Annotated in this window: 15 protein-coding genes; 9 read left to right on the forward strand and 6 right to left on the reverse strand. The window is 74.1% G+C overall.

Annotation, left to right across the window (positions count from 1 at the left end):
* Nucleotides 1-44: 44 nt before the first annotated feature.
* Nucleotides 45-1,466 carry an ATP-binding protein gene (locus QMK61_RS08145; protein WP_302071689.1) on the reverse strand — a complete coding sequence of 474 codons (1,422 nt, stop codon included), beginning with the start codon at nucleotides 1,464-1,466 and terminating at the stop codon, nucleotides 45-47.
* Entirely contained in the window at nucleotides 1,463-2,128 is a 666-nt protein-coding gene (locus tag QMK61_RS08150; protein ID WP_302071690.1) for a response regulator transcription factor, read from the reverse strand. The genes QMK61_RS08145 and QMK61_RS08150 overlap by 4 nt, the downstream gene beginning before the upstream one ends.
* A 222-nt stretch (nucleotides 2,129-2,350) precedes the next feature.
* On the opposite strand from QMK61_RS08150, the gene QMK61_RS08155 reads away from it, so the two are divergent.
* Nucleotides 2,351-3,391, forward strand: coding sequence for a glycosyltransferase family 9 protein (locus QMK61_RS08155; RefSeq protein ID WP_302071691.1), 1,041 nt, complete (start codon nucleotides 2,351-2,353; stop codon nucleotides 3,389-3,391).
* Nucleotides 3,392-3,690: 299 nt separating this feature from the next.
* Here the strand turns inward: QMK61_RS08155 and QMK61_RS08160 are convergent, their stop codons facing one another.
* From QMK61_RS08160 to QMK61_RS08170, 3 genes are all read right to left on the reverse strand, one after another.
* Nucleotides 3,691-4,554 (reverse strand): alpha/beta hydrolase, encoded by an 864-nt coding sequence (locus QMK61_RS08160; RefSeq protein ID WP_302071692.1) that lies wholly within the window; start codon nucleotides 4,552-4,554, stop codon nucleotides 3,691-3,693.
* Complete coding sequence (locus QMK61_RS08165) at nucleotides 4,551-6,641, reverse strand: mechanosensitive ion channel domain-containing protein (protein WP_302071693.1); 2,091 nt, start codon at nucleotides 6,639-6,641, stop codon at nucleotides 4,551-4,553. Before QMK61_RS08165 ends, QMK61_RS08160 begins: the two co-directional genes overlap by 4 nt.
* Nucleotides 6,642-6,820: 179 nt before the next feature.
* Complete coding sequence (locus QMK61_RS08170; RefSeq protein WP_302071694.1) at nucleotides 6,821-7,129, reverse strand: DUF3247 family protein; 309 nt, start codon at nucleotides 7,127-7,129, stop codon at nucleotides 6,821-6,823.
* Nucleotides 7,130-7,315: 186 nt separating this feature from the next.
* On the opposite strand from QMK61_RS08170, the gene QMK61_RS08175 reads away from it, so the two are divergent.
* From QMK61_RS08175 to glgX, 8 genes are all read left to right on the forward strand, one after another.
* A complete protein-coding gene (locus QMK61_RS08175; RefSeq protein ID WP_302071695.1) occupies nucleotides 7,316-8,473 on the forward strand; it encodes a DUF3182 family protein in 1,158 nt (385 codons plus the stop codon).
* Nucleotides 8,474-8,646: 173 nt separating this feature from the next.
* The gene (gene glgA, locus QMK61_RS08180; RefSeq protein ID WP_302071696.1) at nucleotides 8,647-10,167 is read left to right on the forward strand and encodes a glycogen synthase GlgA; all 1,521 of its coding nucleotides are present in this window, start codon (nucleotides 8,647-8,649) and stop codon (nucleotides 10,165-10,167) included.
* Nucleotides 10,164-12,389, forward strand: coding sequence for a 1,4-alpha-glucan branching protein GlgB (gene glgB, locus QMK61_RS08185; protein ID WP_345783624.1), 2,226 nt, complete (start codon nucleotides 10,164-10,166; stop codon nucleotides 12,387-12,389). Before glgA ends, glgB begins: the two co-directional genes overlap by 4 nt.
* A complete protein-coding gene (gene treZ / locus QMK61_RS08190; protein ID WP_302071697.1) occupies nucleotides 12,386-14,152 on the forward strand; it encodes a malto-oligosyltrehalose trehalohydrolase in 1,767 nt (588 codons plus the stop codon). Before glgB ends, treZ begins: the two co-directional genes overlap by 4 nt.
* A complete protein-coding gene (gene malQ / locus QMK61_RS08195) occupies nucleotides 14,149-16,182 on the forward strand; it encodes a 4-alpha-glucanotransferase (RefSeq protein ID WP_302071698.1) in 2,034 nt (677 codons plus the stop codon). The genes treZ and malQ overlap by 4 nt, the downstream gene beginning before the upstream one ends.
* Complete coding sequence (gene treY / locus QMK61_RS08200; RefSeq protein WP_302071699.1) at nucleotides 16,179-18,824, forward strand: malto-oligosyltrehalose synthase; 2,646 nt, start codon at nucleotides 16,179-16,181, stop codon at nucleotides 18,822-18,824. Before malQ ends, treY begins: the two co-directional genes overlap by 4 nt.
* A complete protein-coding gene (locus tag QMK61_RS08205; RefSeq protein WP_302071700.1) occupies nucleotides 18,799-18,996 on the forward strand; it encodes a DUF2934 domain-containing protein in 198 nt (65 codons plus the stop codon). Before treY ends, QMK61_RS08205 begins: the two co-directional genes overlap by 26 nt.
* A gap of 46 nt (nucleotides 18,997-19,042) precedes the next feature.
* Entirely contained in the window at nucleotides 19,043-21,127 is a 2,085-nt protein-coding gene (gene glgX, locus QMK61_RS08210) for a glycogen debranching protein GlgX (RefSeq protein ID WP_302071716.1), read from the forward strand.
* Between the two features lie 50 nt (nucleotides 21,128-21,177).
* Here the strand turns inward: glgX and QMK61_RS08215 are convergent, their stop codons facing one another.
* Nucleotides 21,178-21,489, reverse strand: coding sequence for a DUF4142 domain-containing protein (locus QMK61_RS08215; protein WP_302071717.1), 312 nt, complete (start codon nucleotides 21,487-21,489; stop codon nucleotides 21,178-21,180).
* Between the last annotated feature and the right edge of the window lie 113 nt (nucleotides 21,490-21,602).

The raw sequence follows: 21,602 nt of genomic DNA on the forward strand, positions 1-21,602 counted from the left end.
CCCCGTCGGTTGCCGCAGAATCTCCAGGGGCAGGCCCGTCTCCTTCACAGGCCTTCCGCGCCGACCGCCAGTCCAGCGTCGCATCCAGCCGACCGCCAGTCCAGCGTCGCATCCAGCCGACCGTCGTCCGCCAGCGCGAAGCCGAGCCGGAAACCCATCGCGGTCGCCGCCGCGCCGGCCAGCGCCAGGCCCAGGCCGGTATGTCCTCCCCGCCCCTGCTGCTTGCTCCAGAAGCGCTGGCCCAGGCAGGCCACTTCGCCTTCGCCGAGGTCGGGGGCGGCGTTGCTCACGGTGAGCGCGCCGTCGTTCCAGGCGATGCGCACCCCGGTGCCGCTCGGCGCGTATTCGCAGGCGTTGCCCAGCAGGTTGCCCAGCACGATGTCGAGCAGCGAGACGTCAGCCACCAGGGTCGCCGGGCGGGCCGGCGGCACGGCGTCGATGCACAGCCGCCGGCGCTGCGCCACCGCAGTCACGCGCGCCACGTGGCGCGCGACCAGCGCTTCCATCTCGACATGGCGCCAGTCGGGGCTTTCCAGGCCCGCGTCCAGCCGGGTCAGCAGCAGCAGGCCGGACACCGTGCCTTCCAGTTCGCCGCTGATCGCGCCGATCTCGTCCAGCAGCGCGTGCAGCGGGCGGCCGCTGGGATAGTGGCGTTCCACGTCCACCAGGGTATGCAGTTCGGCGAGGCGGGTGCGGGTCTCGTGCGCCAGCGCGTCGGTGAAGCGGCGTTCGCGCGCCAGCACCTCGTCCATGCGCGCCAGCACTTCGTTGAAGCCGGCCACCAGCGGTTCCAGCTCGCGCGTACCGGTGGGCTGCAGGCGCCGCCCGGGCTGGTTCGGGCCGATGCCGCGCATGCTCTCGCACAGCTGCGCCAGCGGCCGCAGGCCGCGTCGCACCAGGAAGGGCGACAGCGCCAGCACCAGCAGCAGCGCCAGCAGCGGTATCACCAGCAGGATGATGTCGATGGCCAGCAGGATGCCGTCCAGCGGCTTGCGCGACTGCATGAACACCAGCCGGCAATCCTGCGCCGGCGCGTCGTGCCCGCTGTCACCGCCGGGCACCGCGAAGCGGAACCAGACGGCGCGCAGGGCCCTGTCGCCGGTGTCGATGTCGTCGAAGGCCGGATCGTCGCTGGCAGTCCGCGTCCAGCCGTCCGGATAGCCCAGCGGCGCCGGCCGGCTGCTCAGGCTGGCGCCGCTGGCGCAATGCACGGCATAGGTACCCTGCGTGTCGCCCGAGAGCATGCGCGACGGCAGGCCCGCGGCTTCGTCCATGTCCAGCCCGTGCGGGCCGCTTTCCACCAGCGCCGCCAGCGCGCGCGCCTGCGCCAGCAGGTCGGCGTCGAAGCGGCGCTGCATCTCGGCGTCCACCAGGTGATCCATCAGCACGGCGGCGGCGCCGAGCAGCACGACGGTGGCGACACCGAGCAGGAAGGCGATGGCGCCGGACAGCGTGCGCGTCTTCACGGGATGAGGTATCCGCTGCCGCGCCGGGTTTCCACCAGGCCGTCCAGCCCGGCCTCGGCCAGCTTGCGGCGCAGGCCGAACACCAGCACTTCCACGCTGCGGTCGGAGGCGGTGGAGTCGCTGCCCGCAGTGCGCTCCAGGATCTCGGCGCGCGTGAACACACGGCCGCGATGGCGCGCCAGCAGCGAGAGCATGGCGAACTCGCGCGGCGTCAGCGCCAGCAGGTGCTCTCCCGCGAAGGCCTGCCGCGCGCGCATGTCGATGCGCAGCGCGCCGATTTCCAGCTGCGTGGCCTGCGCCTGCTCCGGCCGCCGCGCCAGCGCGTGCAGGCGCGCCAGCAATTCTTCGAAGTCGAACGGCTTGACCAGGTAGTCGTCGGCGCCCACGTCCAGCGCCTCGATGCGGTCGCGCACGCGGTCGCGTGCCGACAGCACCAGCACCCGCGGCCGCACGTGGTGCGCGGCCAGCCCGCGCAGCACGGACAGGCCGTCGACCTTGGGCAGCATCAGGTCCAGCACCACCAGTTCGTATTCGTAGGTGGCGAGGAAGGCGCGCGCCTCGGCGCCGTCGGCCGCCGCGTCCACGGTGAAGCCGGCGGCGGCCAGCCCGTGTTGCAGCATCGTGCGCAGGCGCTCGGAGTCCTCGACCAGCAGCAGTTTCATGGTCCGACGGTTGGCCCTGGAGGGGTGGCCAGTCTACGCAATCCATTCCCGCGCTGGCGAGGTAAGCAGGTTCTAAGCCTGCGCCATTACCTTGGCTGCCTTGCGCGAACCCGCCCGTCCGACCCTATGCCTGCAACCTCCTTACCCGGCGCCACGGGGCCCGTCTTCGGCAGCCGCACCACGCGATGGCGCCGCAGGGCCGTCGGGTGGCTGGCCTCGCGCGTGCTGCGCGCCATCGACGCCAGCCTGTGCCCGCCGGGCGCCCTGCCCGCCAGCGGCATCCATCGCATCCTGGTGTGCCGGCCGAACCACAGGCTCGGCAATACCGTGCTGCTGAGTCCCTTGCTGCGCGAGATCGAGACGCGCTATCCCGGCGCGGAAATCGACATCCTCTGTACCGGCCCGGCTGCCGGCGTCCTGTTCGGCCCGCGCTTCATGGTTCGCGCAATCATCGACCTGCCCTGCCACATGGCGCGCCACCCCTGGGTAGGCCTGGCACGGCTGCGCCAGGTCCGGCGCAACCGCTACGACCTGGCCATCGACGCCTGCCCCGCATCGTATTCGGGCCGGTTGGCACTGGGGCTCAGCCACGCACGCTGGAAACTGGGCTTCCCGCTGTCAGAGCCTGGCCCGTTGCGGGGCTATCTCGAGGACTGTCCCATCCATGTAGCCAAGCGCAGCGTGCACCTGCTGCGGGTCGCCTGCGCCGACCGCGGCGCGACAGGCTGGCCCGTGCTGGGCGTCGAGCTGGAATCCACGGAACTCGCCCGCGGCCTCCAGGCGCTCGCCGCCGTGGCGGGCCGCCCTGGCGAGACGGCCGGGCCGGTGCTCGGCGTCTTCCCGAACGCCACCGGCGCGAAGTGCTACCCGGCAGCGTGGTGGACAGACTTCATCGCCGCATTGCATGTACGCCGCCCGGACATCCGCATCGTCAACGTGCTGGCCGAACACGGGCGTTCGCAATTGCCGGGCGCGCAGGCCGCGTTCTATTCGCGCAACCTGCGCAAGCTGGCCGCGGTACTGGCCGGCATGGACGGCTTCGTCAGCGCGGACTGCGGCGTGATGCACCTGGCCAGCGCGGTGGGTACGCCCACGCTGGGCCTGTTCATGCTGCCGACCCGCGAAAAGTACGAGCCATACGGGCCACGCAACCGTGGCCTGAATGCTTCGCTCGAGCGCGGTGGCGCCGCCGCAGCCGGGGCTGTCGCCGATTGGCTCGACCGGGCCTGCCCGTGCCGCACGGCGGAAATCGCCACGGCCTGATGCGCCTCAGAGCCTGTTCAAAATCTCCCCGTAGCCCCGCGCCGGAAGCTGTTTGCGCGCAGACCAAGGAAGAGCTCCGTCGTGGACGTCCGTCCACGACGGAGCGATGACGCAGGGATGCGGGCCAACAGACCCGGCCCTCCGGGTTGCCTTGCCCTGGCCGCCACGCGGCAGCGCGCGGCCTGGCCCCTGCCTTCGCAGGGGCAGGCTCTGCCCGCCAGGCAGGCGCTGCGCCACGCACTCCCACCGGGCGGCCAGGGCAAGGCAACGCGAGCTACGGGGAGATCGTGAACAGATTCTCACGTGCCGGTACTGCGCAGCACGTAGGTGGGCGGGTTGTGGATGAATTTCAGCAGGTCCTCGCTGAGCTGCCCTGCGTGGGTGGCGAACAGGCCGTGCGGCGCGCCCTCGTAGGGCTTGAAGGTGCAGTCCGGCAGCATGCCGGCGGTGGGCAGGCCGTTGCTGGCGAACGGGGCGATGCGGTCCTCGGTGCCGTGGATCACCAGCGAAGGCACGTTCGCCACCGCCTTCATCGCGCCGGTCAGGTCGGTCTCAAGCATCGCCAGCGCGGTGTCGACCATCGCCTTGCTGGACGCCGAGAACGCCGCGGACTTCATCATCCACTCCAGCGTGGCGTCGCTGGCGCCGGAATACTGCGCGCCGGCGAACATCTGCCGCGCCAGCGGCTCGATGCAGGCGAGGCGGTCCGCCCGCGCCCCCGCGACCATGGTCTGGAAGAAGCCCGAGTCGCCGGCCGAGTCGTGGCCCGGCAGGCTCGGCGTCACGCTGCTGACCAGGGCCACCTGGCGCACGCGCTGGCCGAGGTTGCGGCTCATGTAGTGCACCACCTGGCCGGCGCCCATGGAGAAGCCGACCAGCGCCACGTCCTGCAGGTCCAGCGCGTCGAGCAGCGCGCGCAGGTCGTCGGTGAGCCGGTTGTAGTGGTAGCCCTCGGCCGGCTTGGAGGAACGGCCGAAGCCGCGCTGGTCGTAGGCCACCACGCGGCAGCCGCCGTTGGCCAGCGCGTAGCGCTGGCTTTCCCACATGCCGTGGTCGAACGGCCAGCCGTGCACCAGCACCACGGTGGGCCCGTAGCCGATGTCCTCGTAGTGCAGTTCCACCGGGCGGTCCAGCGAATCCTTCTCGACGGTCAGCATGGTCATGGGGCACCTTTCCGTTCTGTCGTTGCGTGCGCGTCGTCCGCGGACCCGATGAGCCGCACGGAGCGCCGGTTGGGATCGGCCAGCGCGATGCCGAGCTCGCGGAAGCGCCGCACGATGCGCCGGTTCATCTCGCGCTGCACGCCCCAGCGTCCTGCGTCGGTGCAGCGGATCTGCCCCAGCAGGGTGATGCGCGAACCGTCCATCGCGTTGACGCCCCAGACCTCCACGTCGCCGAGCGTCGCCGGCGCGTAGGCGGGGTCCTGGCGGATGCTGTGGCCGATCTCGCGCAAGGCGTCGAGGGCGGCGTTGATGTCGGCATCGGCGGCGATGTCCACCGAGATGCCGGCGTTGCCCTGGCCGCGGTTCTGGTTGTTCACCGTGGTCACCGCGCTGAAGGGCACGGTGTAGAGCGAGCCGTCGCCGCCGCGCAGGCGCACCGTGCGCACGGACAGGTCCTCCACCGTGCCGCTGACGCTGGCCACGGTCACCGAGTCGCCCACCTGCATGGTGTTCTCCAGCAGCAGGAACAGGCCGGTGACGAAGTCCTGCACCAGCTTCTGCGAGCCGAAGCCCACCGCGATGCCGACGATGCCCGCGCTGGCGATCAGCGAGGCGGTGTTCACGCCCAGCTCGCCCAGCCCGGTCAGGCCCACGGTCAGCACCACCACCACGGTCAGCGCGGTGCGGATCATCGGCAGCAGGGTGCGCAGCCGCGCCGCGCGCAGGCGTTCGCCCTGGTCCGTCCAGCGCGTGATGCGCCGCTCCAGCGCGCGCACCGCCGCTTCCCACGCGAGGATCGCCGCGAACAGGGTGACCGCGATGGTCGCCACCGCATGCACCAGTCCGCGGCCCACCGGGTTGCGGGCCAGCCAGCCGATCGCGTCCACGCCCCAGGCCTGCAGCAGCAGCGGCAACGTGGCCAGCGCGACCACGGCCAGCAGCAGCCGGCGCACCAGCAGGTAGCGGCGCCGGCCGCGCGACGGATCGTCCGGCGTGCCCTGTCCGCTCCCGCACAAGGCATGCGCCGCCAGTCCCAGCAGCAGGGTCGCGACCAGGCGCGCGGCGACCAGCACCAGCCCGGTCGCCGCCGCGAAGCGCAGCAAGGTCGCCAGGCCGTCGCGCAGCCCCAGCGGCAACACGATCCACAAGCCGATCGCCAGCAGCGACGCCAATAAGGCCCACCAGGCCGCGAACCAGCGTCGCAACGCGGCGACCGCGCCGACGGCGCCGGCCGGTGGCTCGATCAGCGGCGCCAGCATGGGCCGCAGGCGAAACGCCAGCGCCACGATGGCCAGCCCCGCCAGCAGCGCCACCAGCTTCAGCACGGCAATGCGCGCGGCCGCGGCGCCAAGCCATGGCAAGGCGTTGCCCAGTGCGATGCCGAAGGCGAGCAGGGCCACGATCCAGCGCAGCCAGGCATGCAGGATCGCCCCCGCACGCCCCCGTGCGGCGCGTGTCGGCAGCAGCAACCTGCCCACCACCGCCAGCGTGACGCGGGTGGCGGCATAGGCGACGACGAACGCGACGGCCATCGCGCGCACCCGCGGCTCGTCGTCGCCCGCCAGCGCAAGCAGCAGGCCGGCGACGAACAGGAAGGCCAGCAGCGGCAGCAGGTCGAGCAACACCAGGCCGAGCGCGGGCGCGAGCCCATGCAGGCGCCCGGCGTGGCGGGCGGGCATGTCCCCTCGCGCGCCGGCATCGGTCGCGTCCAGCGAAGCCAGCAGGATGCGCCGCGGCCCCGCCAGCAGGCGGTAGGCCAGCCACTCCGCCGCCAGGCCGCCCGCGAACAGGCCCGCCAGCGCCAGCGCGACCCGCTCGAGCAGGCGCCATCCCGGCGGGTTCGCCGCGGGGCCGAAGGCCGCGGCCAGCGCCGGCCATGCCCGTTCCAGCTCATGCCATTGGCCGGCCACGCCGTGCAGCCAGTCGCGCACCTGCTGCAGCAGCCAGGCCAGCAGGCCGTTGCGGCGCAGTGACGGCTGTGTCGGCTTCGCGGATGCCGGTGCGGCCGTGGCGGTCGCGGCCACGCCCGCCGGCAAGGCCATCGCCGCGGCCGGCCTCGCCGGCCACGCGGCGAACAGCGCGAACATCAGCAACCATGACAGCGACGCGGCCCGCGGCGGACGGGAGGCGGGCGGACCTGCGGCCTTGGCGGAGACGGGAATCACGTGGCGTGGGCCTGCCTGGACAGCATGCGGGCACCGTGGCACAGGCCGTCGTAAACGAGACGTGCAGCCGAGGCATGCGCCGCGCGATGGACGCCACGGGGTCAGGCGCGGCTCACGCCCCTCACCACGCTGTCGAGGTGCTCCACCGCGGCGATGTCGCCCAGCCAGACGTCGCCGCGCCAGTCGGGACGACGCACGTCCTCCAGCGTCACCACGCCGTTGACGCCTTCGTTGCCGTCGACGTCGTAGAACATCTGCACCGTGGGCGTGACGGTGACCATGCCCTCCACCGCGTCGCCGTCGCGCAGGGCGATGCGCACCCATGCGTTGACCGCGAGCCGTTCCACGCACCGCTCCAGCCGTGCGATGTCCTCGGGGCTGGTGTAGACCCTGGTTGCCTGTCGCCCCATCGTCGCGCTCCGGCCGGAAGTCGCCGCCATCGTGGCCGGCCCGGCGTCAAGCGCGCATGCAGGAAGGATTCCGCCAGCGTCGCGGCGAGCCGCACGTGGAACCTCGCGTCGCGCCGCCTGCACGGGTCGTCCACCGCGCGCTGCCCAAGCTGGCCGCGACGCCGTGCGGGAAACCCGGAGAACGCCATGAGCCAAGCGCCCGCGCCCGCGGCGCCCGACACCGCCCTGCCCGGTCCATCGCGCGCCGCGCGCGGCACCGTGGTGCTGGGCGGCGCCGGCCAGGCCGCGTGGACGGAACACGAGACCGTCTGCCACGCGGCGATCGCGCGACGGCTGGCCACGCTGCTGGGCGCGGACTTCGCCGGCCACTACGTGCTGGGCCAGCCGTATGCGCCGCCGTTGTATTTCGTTCCCGCCGACGTGGTCGTGGGCCTCGACGTCGCCACCGCGCACGGCATACGCGGCGCGGCGGACCTGTATGGCGGCGTGGTGCCGCACGGGGTGGTGGCCACCAAGGCGATCACCCATCCGCTGGTCGACGCGCACGCCGCCGCGCCGGACGGCTGGTCGCACGACTTCCCGCAGCAGGTGGCCGCGGTGGCGTTGCCCGGCTACAGCGCCTTCAGCCGCGAGGACGCGCTGCGCGCGGGCCGCCGCCTGCTCGCGCGCGGGCCGGTAAGGCTGAAGCCGGCGCTGGGGCGCGCCGGCCGCGGCCAGCAGGTGGCCGGCGACGAGGCGCAACTGCAGGCGGCGCTGTCCGCGCTGCCGCCGGGCGAGCCGGAAAGCTCGGGCCTGGTGCTCGAAGCGGACCTGCTGCAGGCCACCACCTACAGCGTCGGCGAGGTGCGCGTGGGCGACTCGATCATCGCCTACCACGGCACCCAGCGGCACACCTTCGACAACCGCGGCGAGCTCACCTACGGCGGCTCCGACCTGCACGTGTGCCGCGGCGACCTGGACGAACTGCTCGCGCGCACCCGCGTGCCCACCCTGCGCGAGGCGATCGCGCAGGCGCGCAGCTACGACCGCGCCGCGCGCGCATGCTTTCCCGCGATGTTCGCCTCGCGCCGCAACTACGACGTGGTCCAGGGCGTGGACCGCCGCGGCAACGCCTGCTCGGGCGTGCTGGAATCGTCCTGGCGCATCGGCGGCGCCAGCGGGGCCGAGGTCGCGGCTCTGCTGCGCCTGCGCCAGGACCCGGGCTGCACGCAGCTGCGCGTGCGCGCGGTGGAGCGTTACGGCCGCGGCGGGGAGCCGCCGCCCGGCGCCGACATCCTGTTCCGCGGCACCGATCCCGAGGAAGGCGAGCTGCTGAAGTACGTGTCCGTCGAGACGGGCGCATAGGGCACGCGCAGGCAGCCGCGCGCGCCGCGGACATCCCCGCGCCGCACCCTTTTCACCTTGCTGCCGCGCGATCTGTACACGGGCTTGATCACGCCGTCCCTAGCGTTGGACGTGCCTTGCTTCCCCCTGCCCCGGCCGCAACCGGCCGCGCCGTGCGAGACGAACCCTCCGACATGCCGACCATCGACCGCCCGCATTTCCCGCCTGCCCGCCGCCGCCCCGCGCGCCGCGCGCCGCCACCCGACCGCGCCCGGGGCACGCCCGCGCCGCACGGCGAACGGGTGCTGTTCGCCACCACCGAGATGGCGGACTTCGTGAAGGCCGGCGGCCTCGGCGACGTGTCCTCGGCGCTGCCGCGCGCGCTGGCGCGGGAACACGACGTGCGCGTGCTGCTGCCCGGCTACCGCGCGGTGGTGCATGGCGGACGGCCGCTGCGCATCGTCGGCCGCACGCGTCCACACCACGAGCTGCCGGCCTGCGCGGTGGGCGAACTGCGGCTGCGCGACGGCCTGTGCGTGCTGGTGCTGTGCAACGAGGCGCTGTACGAGCGCGACGGCTCGCCCTACGTCGACGCGCAGGGCCGCGAGTGGAGCGACAACGACCTGCGCTTCGCCACCTTCTCGCATGCCGCGGCGGAGATCGCCGCCGGCCGCGCCGGCCTGCCCTGGCGCCCGGACCTGCTGCACCTCAACGACTGGCCCGGGGCGCTGGCCGCCTGCTACCTCGATTGGCGCGGCGACCGCGTGCCCAGCGTGCTGACCATCCACAACCTGGCCTACCAGGGCGTGTTCGCGCCCGGCTGCCGGTCGCGCCTGGGCATCCCCGAACGCGCCGCCGAGTTCGGCACGCGGCGCTCGCTGTCGTTCCTCAAGGGCGGGCTGGCGAACGCCAGCCACCTCACCACGGTGAGCGAGACCTATGCGCGCCAGATCACCGAACCCGCCCACGGCTGCGGCCTCGACGCGGTGCTGCGCAAGCGCATGGCCGAGGGTCGCCTCACCGGCATCGTGAACGGCATCGACGCGAGCTGGGACGCCTCGCGCGACCCCGCGCTGTGGTCGCCGTTCGCGGTGGGCGAGTGGACCCGCCGCCGCGCCAACGGCCGCGAGGTGCGCGCCGAGCTGGGCCTGCTGCCCGGCGATGGCCCGCTGTTCGCGGTGGTCTCCCGCATCGTGCAGCAGAAGGGCCTGGACATGATCTGCGAGGCCGCGCCGCAACTGGTCGCCGCCGGCGGCCAGCTGGCCCTGATCGGCCGCGGCGAGCCCGCGCTGGAACGCCGCACCGCCGCGCTGGCGCAACGCTTTCCCGGTCGCGTCGCCTACTGGCATGGCTTCGACGGCGGCCTGGCGCGGCGCATGTTCGCCGGCGCGGACTTCCTGCTGATGCCCTCGCGCTACGAGCCCTGCGGCCTGAGCCAGATGTACGCCCAGGCCTACGGTTGCCTGCCGCTGGCGCACGCCACCGGCGGCCTGCGCGACACCATCGAGGACGGCGTCACCGGCCTGCTGTTCCCCGACGCCAGCGTGGGCAGCCTGCGCCACGGCCTGCAGCGCGCGTTCCGCGTGTTCGCCGAGCCGATGCTGCTGGGCGCCATGCGCGGCGCCGCGATGCTGGAACAGCACGGCTGGGAGGAGCCGGGGCGGCGCTACGCCGAGCTGTATCGGCGCATCCTGCCGCGACAGGCGGCTGCATGAGGCGCGGCCGCGAAGGCGACGCGGCCGCCGCGCGCCACGAGGACGTCCTTCCCACCGACACATGGCAGGCCCTCGACCAGGGCCGCTGCGACACGCCGTTCGACTGGCTGGGGCCGCACCGCCACGGCGACGGCTGGTACATCGCCGCCGTGGCGCACGGCGCCGAGGCGGTGGAGGTGCTGCCCGCCGACGGCCGGGCGCGGCCGGCCATGCGGCTGGGCGAAGGCGTGTTCCTCGCCCTGCTCGACGCGCCGCCGGGCGACTACCGCCTGCGCCTGCACGGGCCGCGCGGCGGCGAGACGGTGGCCGATGCCTACGCCTTCGGCCCGTTGCTGGACGAGCGCACGCTGCGCGATTTCGACGCCGGCCGCCTGCGCGACCCGGCCGACGTGCTGGGCGCCCGCCCGCTACGCATCGGCGACGTCGAAGGCGTGCACTTCGCGGTATGGGCACCGCATGCGCGGCGCGTTTCCGTGGTGGGCGACTTCAACCGCTGGGACGGGCGCCGGCACGTGATGCGCCGCCATCCCACGGCCGGCGTGTGGGAGATCTTCGTGCCGCACGCGAAGGCCGGCGCGCTGTACAAGTTCGAGCTGCTGGACGCGCACGGCCAATTGCTGCCGCTGAAGGCCGACCCCTTCGCACGCCAGTGCGAGCACCCGCCCGCCACCGCCTCGGTGGTGGCCGCGCCGCTGTCCGTCGGCTGGCACGACGCGGCCTGGCTGGCGCGCCGCGCCGAGGTGGACTCCGGGCGCCTGCCGCTGTCGATCTACGAGCTGCACGCCAGCTCGTGGCGCCACGACGGGCACGGCCGCCCGCCCGACTGGGACGCGCTGGCGCGGCAGCTGATCCCCTACGTGCAATCGCTGGGCTTCACCCACGTCGAGCTGCTGCCGATCGCCGAGTATCCCTTCGGCGGCTCGTGGGGCTACCAGTCCACCGCGCCGTACGCGCCCACCGCGCGCATGGGCAGCCCGGACGCCTTCGCGCGCTTCGTCGACTCCTGCCACGTCGCCGGCATCGGCGTGATCGTCGACTGGGTGGGCGCGCACTTCCCCCGCGACCCGCACGGCCTGCAGCGCTTCGACGACGAGCCGCTGTACGAGTACGCCGACCCGCGCGAGGGCTTCCACCGCGACTGGCACACGCTGATCTACGACTACGGCCGGCCGCAGGTGCGCCAGTACCTGGTCGGCAGCGCGCTGGACTGGCTGCGCCGCTTCCACGTCGACGGGCTGCGCGTGGACGCGGTGGCCAGCATGCTCTACCGCGACTACAGCCGCGCCGAGGGCGAGTGGATCCCCAACGAGCACGGCGGGCGCGAGAACCTGCAGGCGGTGTCGCTGCTGCGCGAACTGAACGAGGCGATCGCCGCGGAGCATCCCGGCGTGCTGGCCATCGCCGAGGAATCCACCGCCTGGCCCGGCGTCACCCGGAGCGTCGACCAGGGCGGGCTCGGCTTCAGCCTGAAGTGGAACATGGGCTGGATGCACGACTGCCTGGGCTACTTCCGGCACGACCCGCTGTTCCGCCGCCACCACCACGGCGCGATCACCTTCGGCCTGGTCTACGGCCACGCGGAACGCTTCGTGCTGCCGCTGTCGCACGACGAGGTGGTGCACGGCAAGGGTTCGCTGATCGCGCGCATGCCCGGCGACCGCTGGCAGCGCTTCGCCAACCTGCGCGCCTGCTACGGGCTGATGTGGGGCCACCCGGGCAAGAAGCTGCTGTTCATGGGCGGCGAGTTCGCGCAATGGCGCGAATGGGACCACGACCGCGCGCTAGACTGGGCGCTGCTCGACGACCCGCTGCACGCGGGCATGCAGCGCCTGGTGGCCGACCTCAACCGCCTGCTCCACCACGAGCCCGCGCTGCACCGCCTCGACCACGAGCCGGCCGGCTTCCAGTGGGTCGTGGCCGACGACGCGGAGCAGTCGGTGTTCGCCTTCCTGCGCCGCGCCGACGACGACGCGGCGCCGGTGCTGGTGGTGTGCAACCTCACGCCGGTGGTGCGCCACGGCTATCGCGTCGGCGTGCCCGAGGGCGGCGCCTGGCGCGAGCTGTGCAATACCGACAGCCGCCACTACGGCGGTTCCGACCTCGGCAACGCCGGGCGGGTGCAGGCCGACGCGCGGCCCGGCCACGGCCAGCCCTGCTCGCTGGAACTGCTGCTGCCACCGCTGGCCACCGTGTTCCTGCGACCGGAACGGGGCGAGGCATGAGCCGGCCCAACGCTGCCGACGACCATCCATGCCGCGGCTACGGCGCGCACCTGCTGGACGACGGCCGCGCCTGCTTCCGCCTGTGGGCGCCGGACGCCGGGCAGGTGGAGCTGCTGCTGCACGGCACGGCGCGGCCCATGTGGCGCGAGGACGGCGGCGACCACGTGCTGGTCGCCGGGGCCGCCGCGGGCGACCGCTACGCCTACCGCGTCGACGGCCGGCGCGTGCCCGACCCCGCCTCGCGCCTGCAGCCCGACGGCGTGCACGGCGACAGCGCGGTGGACGACCCCGCCGCATACGACTGGCGCCACCGCGACTGGCGCGGCCGCCCCTGGCGCGAGGCGGTCATCTGCGAGCTGCACGCAGGCGCGATGGGCGGCTTCGACGGCGTGCGCCGCGCCCTGCCCCGGCTGGCCGCCTGCGGCTACACCGCGCTGGAGCTGATGCCGGTGGCCGCGTTCGACGGCGCGCGCAACTGGGGCTACGACGGCGTGCTGCCGTACGCGCCGCACCCGGCCTACGGCACGCCGACCGCGCTGCGGGCGCTGGTCGACGAGGCGCACGGCCTGGGCCTGATGGTCCTGCTCGACGTGGTCTACAACCACTTCGGCCCCAGCGGCAACGAACTGCCCCGCTACGCCTCCGGCTTCTTCCGCGCCGACCGCCCCACCGCCTGGGGCAGCGCGATCGACTTCCGCCGCCCGCAGGTGGCGCGCTACTTCGTCGACAACGCGCTGATGTGGCTACGCGACTACCACCTCGACGGCCTGCGCCTGGACGCCGTGCACGCCATCGAGCCGCGCGGCTTCCTCGAACATCTCGCCGCCGAGGTGCGCCGCGCCTGCGCCGGCCGCGAGGCGCACCTGGTGCTGGAGAACGAGCACAACGACGCCGGGCTGCTGCGCGGCGGCTACGACGCGCAGTGGAACGACGACGCGCACAACGCGCTGCACGTGCTGCTCACCGGCGAACGCGAGGGCTACTACGCCGACTTCGCCGCCGACCCCACCGCCGCACTGGCCACCGCGCTGGGCGAAGGCTTCGTGTTCCAGGGCCAGCGCGACCGCCGCGGCGTGGCGCGCGGCGAGCCCGCCGCCGGCCTGCCGCCGGAGGCCTTCGTGCTGTTCCTGCAGAACCATGACCAGGTCGGCAACCGGCCGCTGGGCGAACGGCTGACCGCGCTGGCGGACCCGCGCGACCTGCGCGCCGCGACTGCGCTGGTCGCGCTGTGCCCGATGGTGCCGTTGTTCTTCATGGGCGAGGAATGTGGCTGCACCACGCCCTTCCTCTACTTCACCGACTACGACGGCGAGCTGGCCGGCCAGGTGCGCGAAGGCCGGCGCGCCGAGTTCGCGCAGTTCGCCGGCTTCGCCGACCCGGCGCGGCGCGCGCGCATTCCCGATCCCAACGCGCCGCGCAGCTTCGCCGGGTCGATCCCGGCGGTCGACGACCCGGTGGCCGCGGCACGGCATGCGCAGTGGTTCGCGCACCTGCTGTCGCTACGCAAGGCGCGCGTAGGCATGCAGGCCGGCGCCGCGCACGCACTGGGTTGCCGCGTGCTGGCCGAGCGCGCGCTGCATGCGCGCTGGCGGCTGGCCGACGGCAGCCGCTGGGAGCTGGCGCTGAACCTGTCCGACCGCGACGTCGTGCTGCCCGGCGACGCGGCCGCCGGGGTCGTCCATGGCGAACCGGCCGACGCCTTTCTCCCGGCGCAACGCCTGCTGCGCCCGCATGCCCTGGTGGCGCTGGCGGAGGCGCGATGAGCGCGCCACCGCTCGAAACACTGGCGGAAGCAGCCGGCATCGAGGTGCGCTGGACCGGCGCCGACGGCCGCATGCGGCAACTGGCGCCGGAAACCCTGCATGCCCTGCTCGACGCGCAGCAGCTGCCCTCGCGCAAGCCCGCGCAGCGGGCCGACAGCCTGCACGCGCTGCACGAACGCGACGACGGCCTGCCCGCCCTGCTCACGGTGGACGCCGGCCGTCCCGCACGACTGCCCAGCGCGCCCGGCGCACCCACGCCGGCGCAGCTGCGCGACGAACACGGCCGCGTGCGCCCGCTGCGCCTCGACGCCGACGGCCGCTTCCGCGCCCCCGTGCGCTGCGGCTACTACCGCCTCGCCTTCGGCGCATGCCAGCTCGAACTGGCGGTGGCGCCCTCGCGCTGCTTCGGCGTGGCCGACGCGCTGGGCGTGCGCGAGCCGCGCTGCTGGGGACTGGCGGCACAGGTGTACGCGCTGCGCCGGCCCGGCGACGGCGGCCTGGGCGACAGCCGCGCGGTCGCCACGCTGGCACGGCAGGTCGGCCACGCCGGCGGCGACGCGCTGGCGCTGAGCCCGCTGCATGCCGCCGGGCCGGACCGGTCGCACTACAGCCCCTACGCGCCCTCGAACCGCTGCCTGCTCGACTGGAGCAGCGCCGATCCCGCCCAGGTGCTGGGGCGCGCCGCGCTGCGCGAGGCCATCGCGCAGGCCGGCGCGGGCGATGCGTGGGAACGCGCCGAAGCCGGCGCGCTGATCGACTGGCCCGCGCAACGCGCACTGCGGCGGCGGGTGTGGCAGGCGCTGCAGCACGGCTTCGCCCACGCGCGCCCGGCGCTGCGCCGCGACTTCGCCGCGTTCGTCGCGCGCCGCGAGCTGCCGCTGCGCGCGCATGCGCTGGTCGCCACGCGCCAGCAGGCGGCGGCCGCGCGCGGCGAGTCCGCCGCCTGGACGCAGTGGCGTGGTGACTGGCACAGCGCGCACGCGCCGGCGGCGCGGGCCTTCGCCGCGGCCCACGCGCCGGCGCTGGATTTCGAGGTGTTCGCGCAGTGGCTGGCCGCGCGCAGCTGGGCCTGCGCCCGCCGCGCCGCACGCGCCGTAGGCCTGCGCATCGGCCTGGTGCACGACCTCGCCACCGGCTTCGACCCCGGCGGCAGCGAAGCCTGGATCCACCGCGAAGCGACCCTGCAGGCCCTGGAACTCGGCGCGCCGCCGGACGCGTTCAACCCGGCCGGGCAAGGCTGGGGCGTCACCGCGTACTCGCCATGGGGACTGCGCGCTACCGGCTTCGGCCCCTTCCTCGCCCTGCTGCGTGCCGGCATGGCGCGCGGCGGCGGGCTGCGCATCGACCACGTCTGCGGCCTGCACCGCCTGTGGGTGGTGCCGCGCGGCCTGCCGCCGGACCAGGGCGGCTACCTGCGCTTCCCGCGGGAGGACATGCTGCGCCTGCTCGCGCTGGAATCCTGGCGCCATCGCTGCATCGTGATCGGCGAGGACCTGGGCACGGTGCCCGCGGGCCTGCGCGGCCGGCTCGCGGCGCGCGGCGTGCTGGGCATGGACGTGCTGCCCTTCATGCGCGACGGGGACGACGGGTTCCTGCCGCCCGCGCAATGGCGCCCCGGCGCGGTGGCCACCACCACCACGCACGACCTGCCGCCGCTGGCCGCCTGGCGCGAGGGCCGCGACATCGAGCTGCGCGCCGCCATCGACCGCTGGCCGGACACGGAACGCGCACGGCAGCGGAAAGCCCGCGCGCTGGACGTGGCGCGGCTGGACCGCGCCATCGCCGGCGACGACGCGGCCGCGCCGCCCGCCCGCCGCGACGCCTGCCTCGCCCACGTCGCGCGCGGTCCCTCGCCGCTGCTGCTGGTGCCGCTGGAAGACGCGCTGGGCAGCCGCCTGCAACCCAACCTGCCCGGCACCGTCGACACCCATCCCAACTGGCGCCAGCGCCTGCCGGCCGACGCCGCCGGCGCGCTGGCGCCGGCCCTGCGCACCCTGGCCGCGGCCCGCCCGCGGGAGGCGCGCGCATGACCGCACCCCGCGCCACCGTGCGGCTGCAGCTCAACCGCGACTTCGATCTCGCCGCGGCCGCGGCGCAGGTGCCGTACTACGCCGAGCTGGGCGTCAGCCACGTCTACCTCTCGCCGATCGCGCAGGCGCGCGCCGGCTCCAGCCACGGCTACGACGTCACCGATCCCACCGTGGTGAACCCCGAGCTGGGCGGCGAGCGGGCGCTGGCGATGCTGTCCGCCACGCTGCGCGCGCACGGCATGGGCGCGATCCTCGACATCGTGCCCAACCACATGGCCGCGGACGTGGCCAACCCGTGGTGGCGCGACGTGCTGGCGCGCGGGCGCGGCAGCCGCCACGCCGGCTGGTTCGACATCGACTGGGACGCGCCCGGCACCGGCGGCAAGCTGTGGCTGCCATGGCTGGACGCACCGCTGGAACACGTGCTTCGGCGCGGCGGGCTGCGCCTGGTGCGGGATGCCGGCAAGGGGCGCGTCGGCCTGGCGGTGAACGACGGCGTGCTGCCGGTCTCCGCCGCCAGCCTGCGCCTGCTGCGTGCCCAGGCGCCGCCGGGCGGCGGCGCGCGGCTGGACCGCGCGATCGCGCGGACGCAGTCCGACCCGCGCCTGCTGCGCCGCGTCCTCGAGCTGCAGCACTACCGCCTGGCGTGGTGGCGCAGCGGCAGCGAGGTGGGCAACTACCGGCGCTTCTTCGACGTGGGCGACCTGGTCGCGCTGGACATGCAACGCCCCGAGGTGTTCGAGGCGGTGCACCGGCTGCCGCTGCGGCTGATCGCCGAGGGCGTGCTGGACGGCCTGCGCATCGACCACGTCGACGGCCTGGCGCAGCCGCGCGCCTACCTGCGCAAGCTGCGCCGCCGGGTGGACCGCGCCGCGCGCGGTGGCGTGCGACCGGAACGGCGCCCGGTGCTGTACGTGGAGAAGATCCTCGCCGACGGCGAGGAGCTGCGCGCGGACTGGCTGGTGGACGGCGACACCGGCTACGCCTTCATGCAGCAGGCGGATGCCGTGCTGCACGACCCGGCCGGGCGCGCCCCGCTGGAACAGGCCTGGCAGGCATTCACCGGGCGCGCGCCCGGCTTCGGCGCGGAGGAACGCCGGGCCCGGCGCGAACTGCTGCAGGGCTCGCTGGCCACCGACCTGGCGCGCTGCGTGCGCGCCTTCGCGCGCCACGTCGCCGACACGCCCGAGCGCGGCGACCTCACCGCGCCGGCGCTGCGGCAGGCCCTGGGCGAGCTGCTGGAACAGCTGCCGGCCTACCGCAGCTACCTCGGCCCGGTCGCGGCGCGCGGCGCGGACCGCGCAGTGCTGGAACACGCCTTCGCCCAGGCCGCGCGGCACGGCGACCCGGACCACGCCCAGGCCCGCGCGATGCTCTACCGCCGCCTGCTCGACATCGCGCCCTGCGCGTTGCCCCTCGCGCCGCGCCACCGGCTGCGCGAGGCGCGGCAGCGCTTCGAGCAGCTGTCCGCGGCGCTCGACGCCAAGGCGGTGGAGGACACCGCGTTCTACCGCTGCGGCGTGCTGCTCTCGCGCAACGAGGTGGGCAGCGACCCACGCCACTTCGCGCTGTCGGTGGAGGACTTCCACGCCGCCATGCAGCGACGGGCGCAGCGCTGGCCGGACGCGCTCTCGGCCACCGCCACCCACGACCACAAGCGCGGCGAGGACATCCGGGCGCGGCTGGCCGTGCTCGGCGAGCGCGCCGAGTGGTTCGTGCAGCGCGCGCGCGCCTGGCAGGCGGCGCTCGGGGCGGAACGCCCCTCCGGCAACGCGGTGTGGACGCTGCTGCAGACCGTGCTGGCCGCGTGGCCGCCGGGCATGTCGTCCGATGACGCACCGGCCGTGTGCCGCTTCGCGGGCCGGATCGAGCGCTGGCTGCTGAAGGCCGAGCGCGAGGCGAAGCAGCACACGCGCTGGACCTCGCCCGACCCCGCCTACGAGGGCACCTGCCGCGCCGCGGTGGAACGCCTGCTGCTGGCGCATGCCGGCCTGCGCCGCGAACTGGCCGAGGCCGCGCGCGGCCTGGACGCGCCCGGCGCGCTCAACGGCCTGGCCGCCGCCACGCTGCGCCTCACCGCGCCGGGCGTGCCCGACCTGTACCAGGGCACCGAGCTGTGGGACCTGTCGCTGGTCGACCCGGACAACCGCGCGCCGGTCGACTACGCCGCGCGGCGGCGCAGCCTCGACGCGGACGCCTCGCCCGCCGCGTTGCTGGCCGGCTTCCGCGACGGCGCCGTCAAGCAGCGCCTGATCCGCGACGTGCTGCGCCTGCGCCGCGACCTGCCGCAGCTGTTCGCCCGCGGCGACTACCGCCCACTGGCCGTCCACGGCGCCCGGCGCGCGCACCTGCTGGCCTTCGAGCGCCGCCACGGCCCCTGCCGCCTGCAGGTGGCGGTGCCGCGCCTGTGCGCCCACGCGCTGGCGCCGGACCGCCCGCTGGTGGCGCCGGCGTTCTGGGGCGATACACGCATCGCACACGCCGCGGACGCCGCGCCGTGCACGTACGTCGATCTATTCACGGGGCGCACGCACCGCCCGGGGCCGGACGGCCTGCCGGCCGGCGCGCTGCTGGAGGGATGGCCGGTGGCCGTACTGCTTTCGACGGGTGGAACCGATGAACACGACACGCTCCGACGCTGAACGACGACAACGCATCAGCGCCATCGCGCGCAGCATCTGGGAGTCGGAAGGACGCCCGCAGGACCAGGCGCTGCGCCACTGGCTGATGGCCGAGAAGCTGGTGCTGGCCGAGGAACGCGCCGCCGCCGGTGCAAATGCCCGCGACGCGGGGGACGGCGATGCCCCGGCCTGAGCCCTTCCGCCCCAGCACCCGCCACGCCGCCCACCTGCGCGAAGGCATGCCTTTCCCGCTGGGCGCGACCTGGGACGGGCTGGGCGTGAACTTCGCGCTGTTCTCGGCCCACGCCACGCAGGTGGAGTTGTGCCTGTTCGACGAGCACGGGCGCGAGACCGAGCGGATCGCCCTGCCCGAGTACACCGACGAGGTCTGGCACGGCTACCTGCCCGACGTGCGGCCCGGACAACTCTACGGCTACCGCGTGCACGGGCCGTACGAGCCGGAAGCCGGCCACCGCTTCAACCCCAACAAGCTGCTGCTGGACCCCTACGCCAAGCAGATCGTCGGCGAGCTGCGCTGGCACGACGCGCTGTTCGGCTATCCCCTCGGCCACCCCGACGCGGACCTCGGCTACGACCGCCGCGACAGCGCGCCGTACATGCCGAAATCGCGCGTGATCGATCCCGCCTTCACCTGGGGCAACCACCCCTGGCCCGGCGTGCCGTGGCAGCGCAGCGTGATCTACGAGATGCACGTGCGCGGCTACACCATGCGCCACCCGCAGGTGCCGGAACGGCTGCGCGGCACCTTCGCCGGGCTGATGCAGCGCGAGGTGGTCGCGTACATCCGCTCGCTGGGCGTCACCTCGGTGGAGCTGATGCCGGTGCACGCCTTCGTCGACGACAAGCACCTGCTCGAGGCCGGCCTGCGCAACTACTGGGGCTACAACACCATCGGCTTCTTCGCGCCGCACCAGGGCTACATGGCCACGCTGGCGGTGTCCGAGTTCAAGGAGATGGTGGCGCACCTGCACGACGCCGGGCTGGAGGTGCTGCTGGACGTGGTCTACAACCACACCGCCGAGGGCAACCACCTCGGCCCCACGCTGTCGCTGCGCGGCATCGACAACGCCACCTACTACCGGCTGGCCGACGACCCGCGCTACTACGTCAACGACACCGGCACCGGCAACACGCTGGACCTCAGCCACTCGCGCGTGCTGCAGATGGTGATGGACTCGCTGCGCTACTGGTCCACCGAGATGCGCGTGGACGGCTTCCGCTTCGACCTGGCCACCATCCTGGGGCGCGAGTCGCACGGCTTCGACCAGGGCGGCGGCTTCCTCGACGCCTGCCGGCAGGACCCGGTGCTGGGCCGCGCCAAGCTGATCGCCGAGCCCTGGGACATCGGCCCCGGCGGTTACCAGGCGGGCCGCTTCTCGCCCAGCTGGGCGGAGTGGAACGACCGCTTCCGCGACACCGTGCGCGCGTTCTGGCGCGGCGACCAGGGCCGGCTGCCCGAGTTCGCCACCCGCATGAGCGGCTCGGCCGACATCTTCGACCGCCGCGGCCGGCGGCCCTATGCCTCGGTGAACTTCGTCACCGCGCACGACGGCTTCACCCTCAACGACCTGGTCAGCTACGACCGCCGCCACAACGAGGACAACGGCGAGGACAACCGCGACGGCCCCGGCAACAACTTCAGCTGGAACCACGGTGCGGAAGGACCCACCGACGACCCCGCCGTGCGCATCCTGCGCGCCAAGCAGATGCGCAACCTGCTGGCCAGCCTGCTGCTGGCCCAGGGCACGCCGATGCTGCAGGCCGGCGACGAGTTCGCGCGCACCCAGCACGGCAACAACAACGCCTACTGCCAGGACAACGAGACCACCTGGCTGGACTGGCAGGCCGCCGCCGAGCGGCGCGAGCTGACCGACTTCGTGCGCCGGCTGATCCGCCTGCGCCGGCACTACCCGCTGCTGCGGCGCAGCCGCTTCCTGCACGGCGAGCCCGACCCGGACACCGGCATCCGCGACATCGTGTGGTATGCGCCCGACGGCCGCGAATGCACCGAGTCGCACTGGCACGACCCCGAGGCGCGCAGCCTGGCCATGCTGCTGGACGGCCGCGCGCGCCCCAGCGGCATCCCGCGCACCAGCGACGAGGACTCCCTGCTGCTGCTGGTCAACGCCCGCCACGAGCCGATGGATTTCGCGCTGCCCCCGCCGCCGGGCGCCGCGCCGTGGAAGCTGCTGCTGGACACCTCCGGCAAGGCGGAAGCCTGCGCGGCCGGGCCGATGCGGATGCCGGCGCGCACGCTGATGCTGTTCAAGGCGCGCGCGAAGGCGGCCGACGAAGCGGACTGAAGGCGACCGGCGTCGGACGCAATGCAGGCCGCGGACCGGCTCGTCCCGTCCTACGGCCGCGCGTTCCCTTTCGAGCCCAGCAAGGCCTGTGCCGTCGCCAGGTGGCCGCGCAGCACCGGCAGCCCGTGCCGCGCGATCGCTCGCAGCGACTCGTGCGGCGCGCTGCGGGCGGCATCCTCGTAGGCGCGGATGATCCTGCGGTGTTCGTCGACCATCATGCCAGCGAAGGCGCGGTCGAAGGCCGGGCCGCAGAGCCTGTTCACGATCTCCGCGTGGCCCGCGTTGCCTTGCTTTGGCCGCCAGGTGGGAGTGCGTGGCGCAGCGCCTGCCTGGCTGGCAGGCCAAGCCGCGCGCTGCCGCATGGCGGCCAAAGCAAGGCAACCCGAAGGGCCGGGTCTGTTGGCCCACAGGCCGGCGTCATCGTTCAGTCGTGGACGGACGTCCACTCCCTCACTCTTCCTTGGCCTGCGCGCAA

Source organism: Fulvimonas sp. R45 (assembly GCF_030504985.1).
GTDB lineage: Bacteria > Pseudomonadota > Gammaproteobacteria > Xanthomonadales > Rhodanobacteraceae > Rhodanobacter_A.

Coding starts and splice junctions, on each gene's coding strand:
- treY (WP_302071699.1), top strand. CDS start 16,179: ATGACCGCACCCCGCGCCACCGTGCGGCTGCAGCTCAACCGCGACTTC.
- glgB (WP_345783624.1), top strand. CDS start 10,164: ATGAGGCGCGGCCGCGAAGGCGACGCGGCCGCCGCGCGCCACGAGGAC.
- QMK61_RS08170 (WP_302071694.1), bottom strand. CDS start 7,129: ATGGGGCGACAGGCAACCAGGGTCTACACCAGCCCCGAGGACATCGCA.
- QMK61_RS08175 (WP_302071695.1), top strand. CDS start 7,316: ATGAGCCAAGCGCCCGCGCCCGCGGCGCCCGACACCGCCCTGCCCGGT.
- QMK61_RS08215 (WP_302071717.1), bottom strand. CDS start 21,489: ATGCGGCAGCGCGCGGCTTGGCCTGCCAGCCAGGCAGGCGCTGCGCCA.
- glgX (WP_302071716.1), top strand. CDS start 19,043: ATGCCTTTCCCGCTGGGCGCGACCTGGGACGGGCTGGGCGTGAACTTC.
- QMK61_RS08165 (WP_302071693.1), bottom strand. CDS start 6,641: ATGTTCGCGCTGTTCGCCGCGTGGCCGGCGAGGCCGGCCGCGGCGATG.
- QMK61_RS08160 (WP_302071692.1), bottom strand. CDS start 4,554: ATGACCATGCTGACCGTCGAGAAGGATTCGCTGGACCGCCCGGTGGAA.
- glgA (WP_302071696.1), top strand. CDS start 8,647: ATGCCGACCATCGACCGCCCGCATTTCCCGCCTGCCCGCCGCCGCCCC.
- treZ (WP_302071697.1), top strand. CDS start 12,386: ATGAGCCGGCCCAACGCTGCCGACGACCATCCATGCCGCGGCTACGGC.
- malQ (WP_302071698.1), top strand. CDS start 14,149: ATGAGCGCGCCACCGCTCGAAACACTGGCGGAAGCAGCCGGCATCGAG.
- QMK61_RS08205 (WP_302071700.1), top strand. CDS start 18,799: ATGAACACGACACGCTCCGACGCTGAACGACGACAACGCATCAGCGCC.
- QMK61_RS08150 (WP_302071690.1), bottom strand. CDS start 2,128: ATGAAACTGCTGCTGGTCGAGGACTCCGAGCGCCTGCGCACGATGCTG.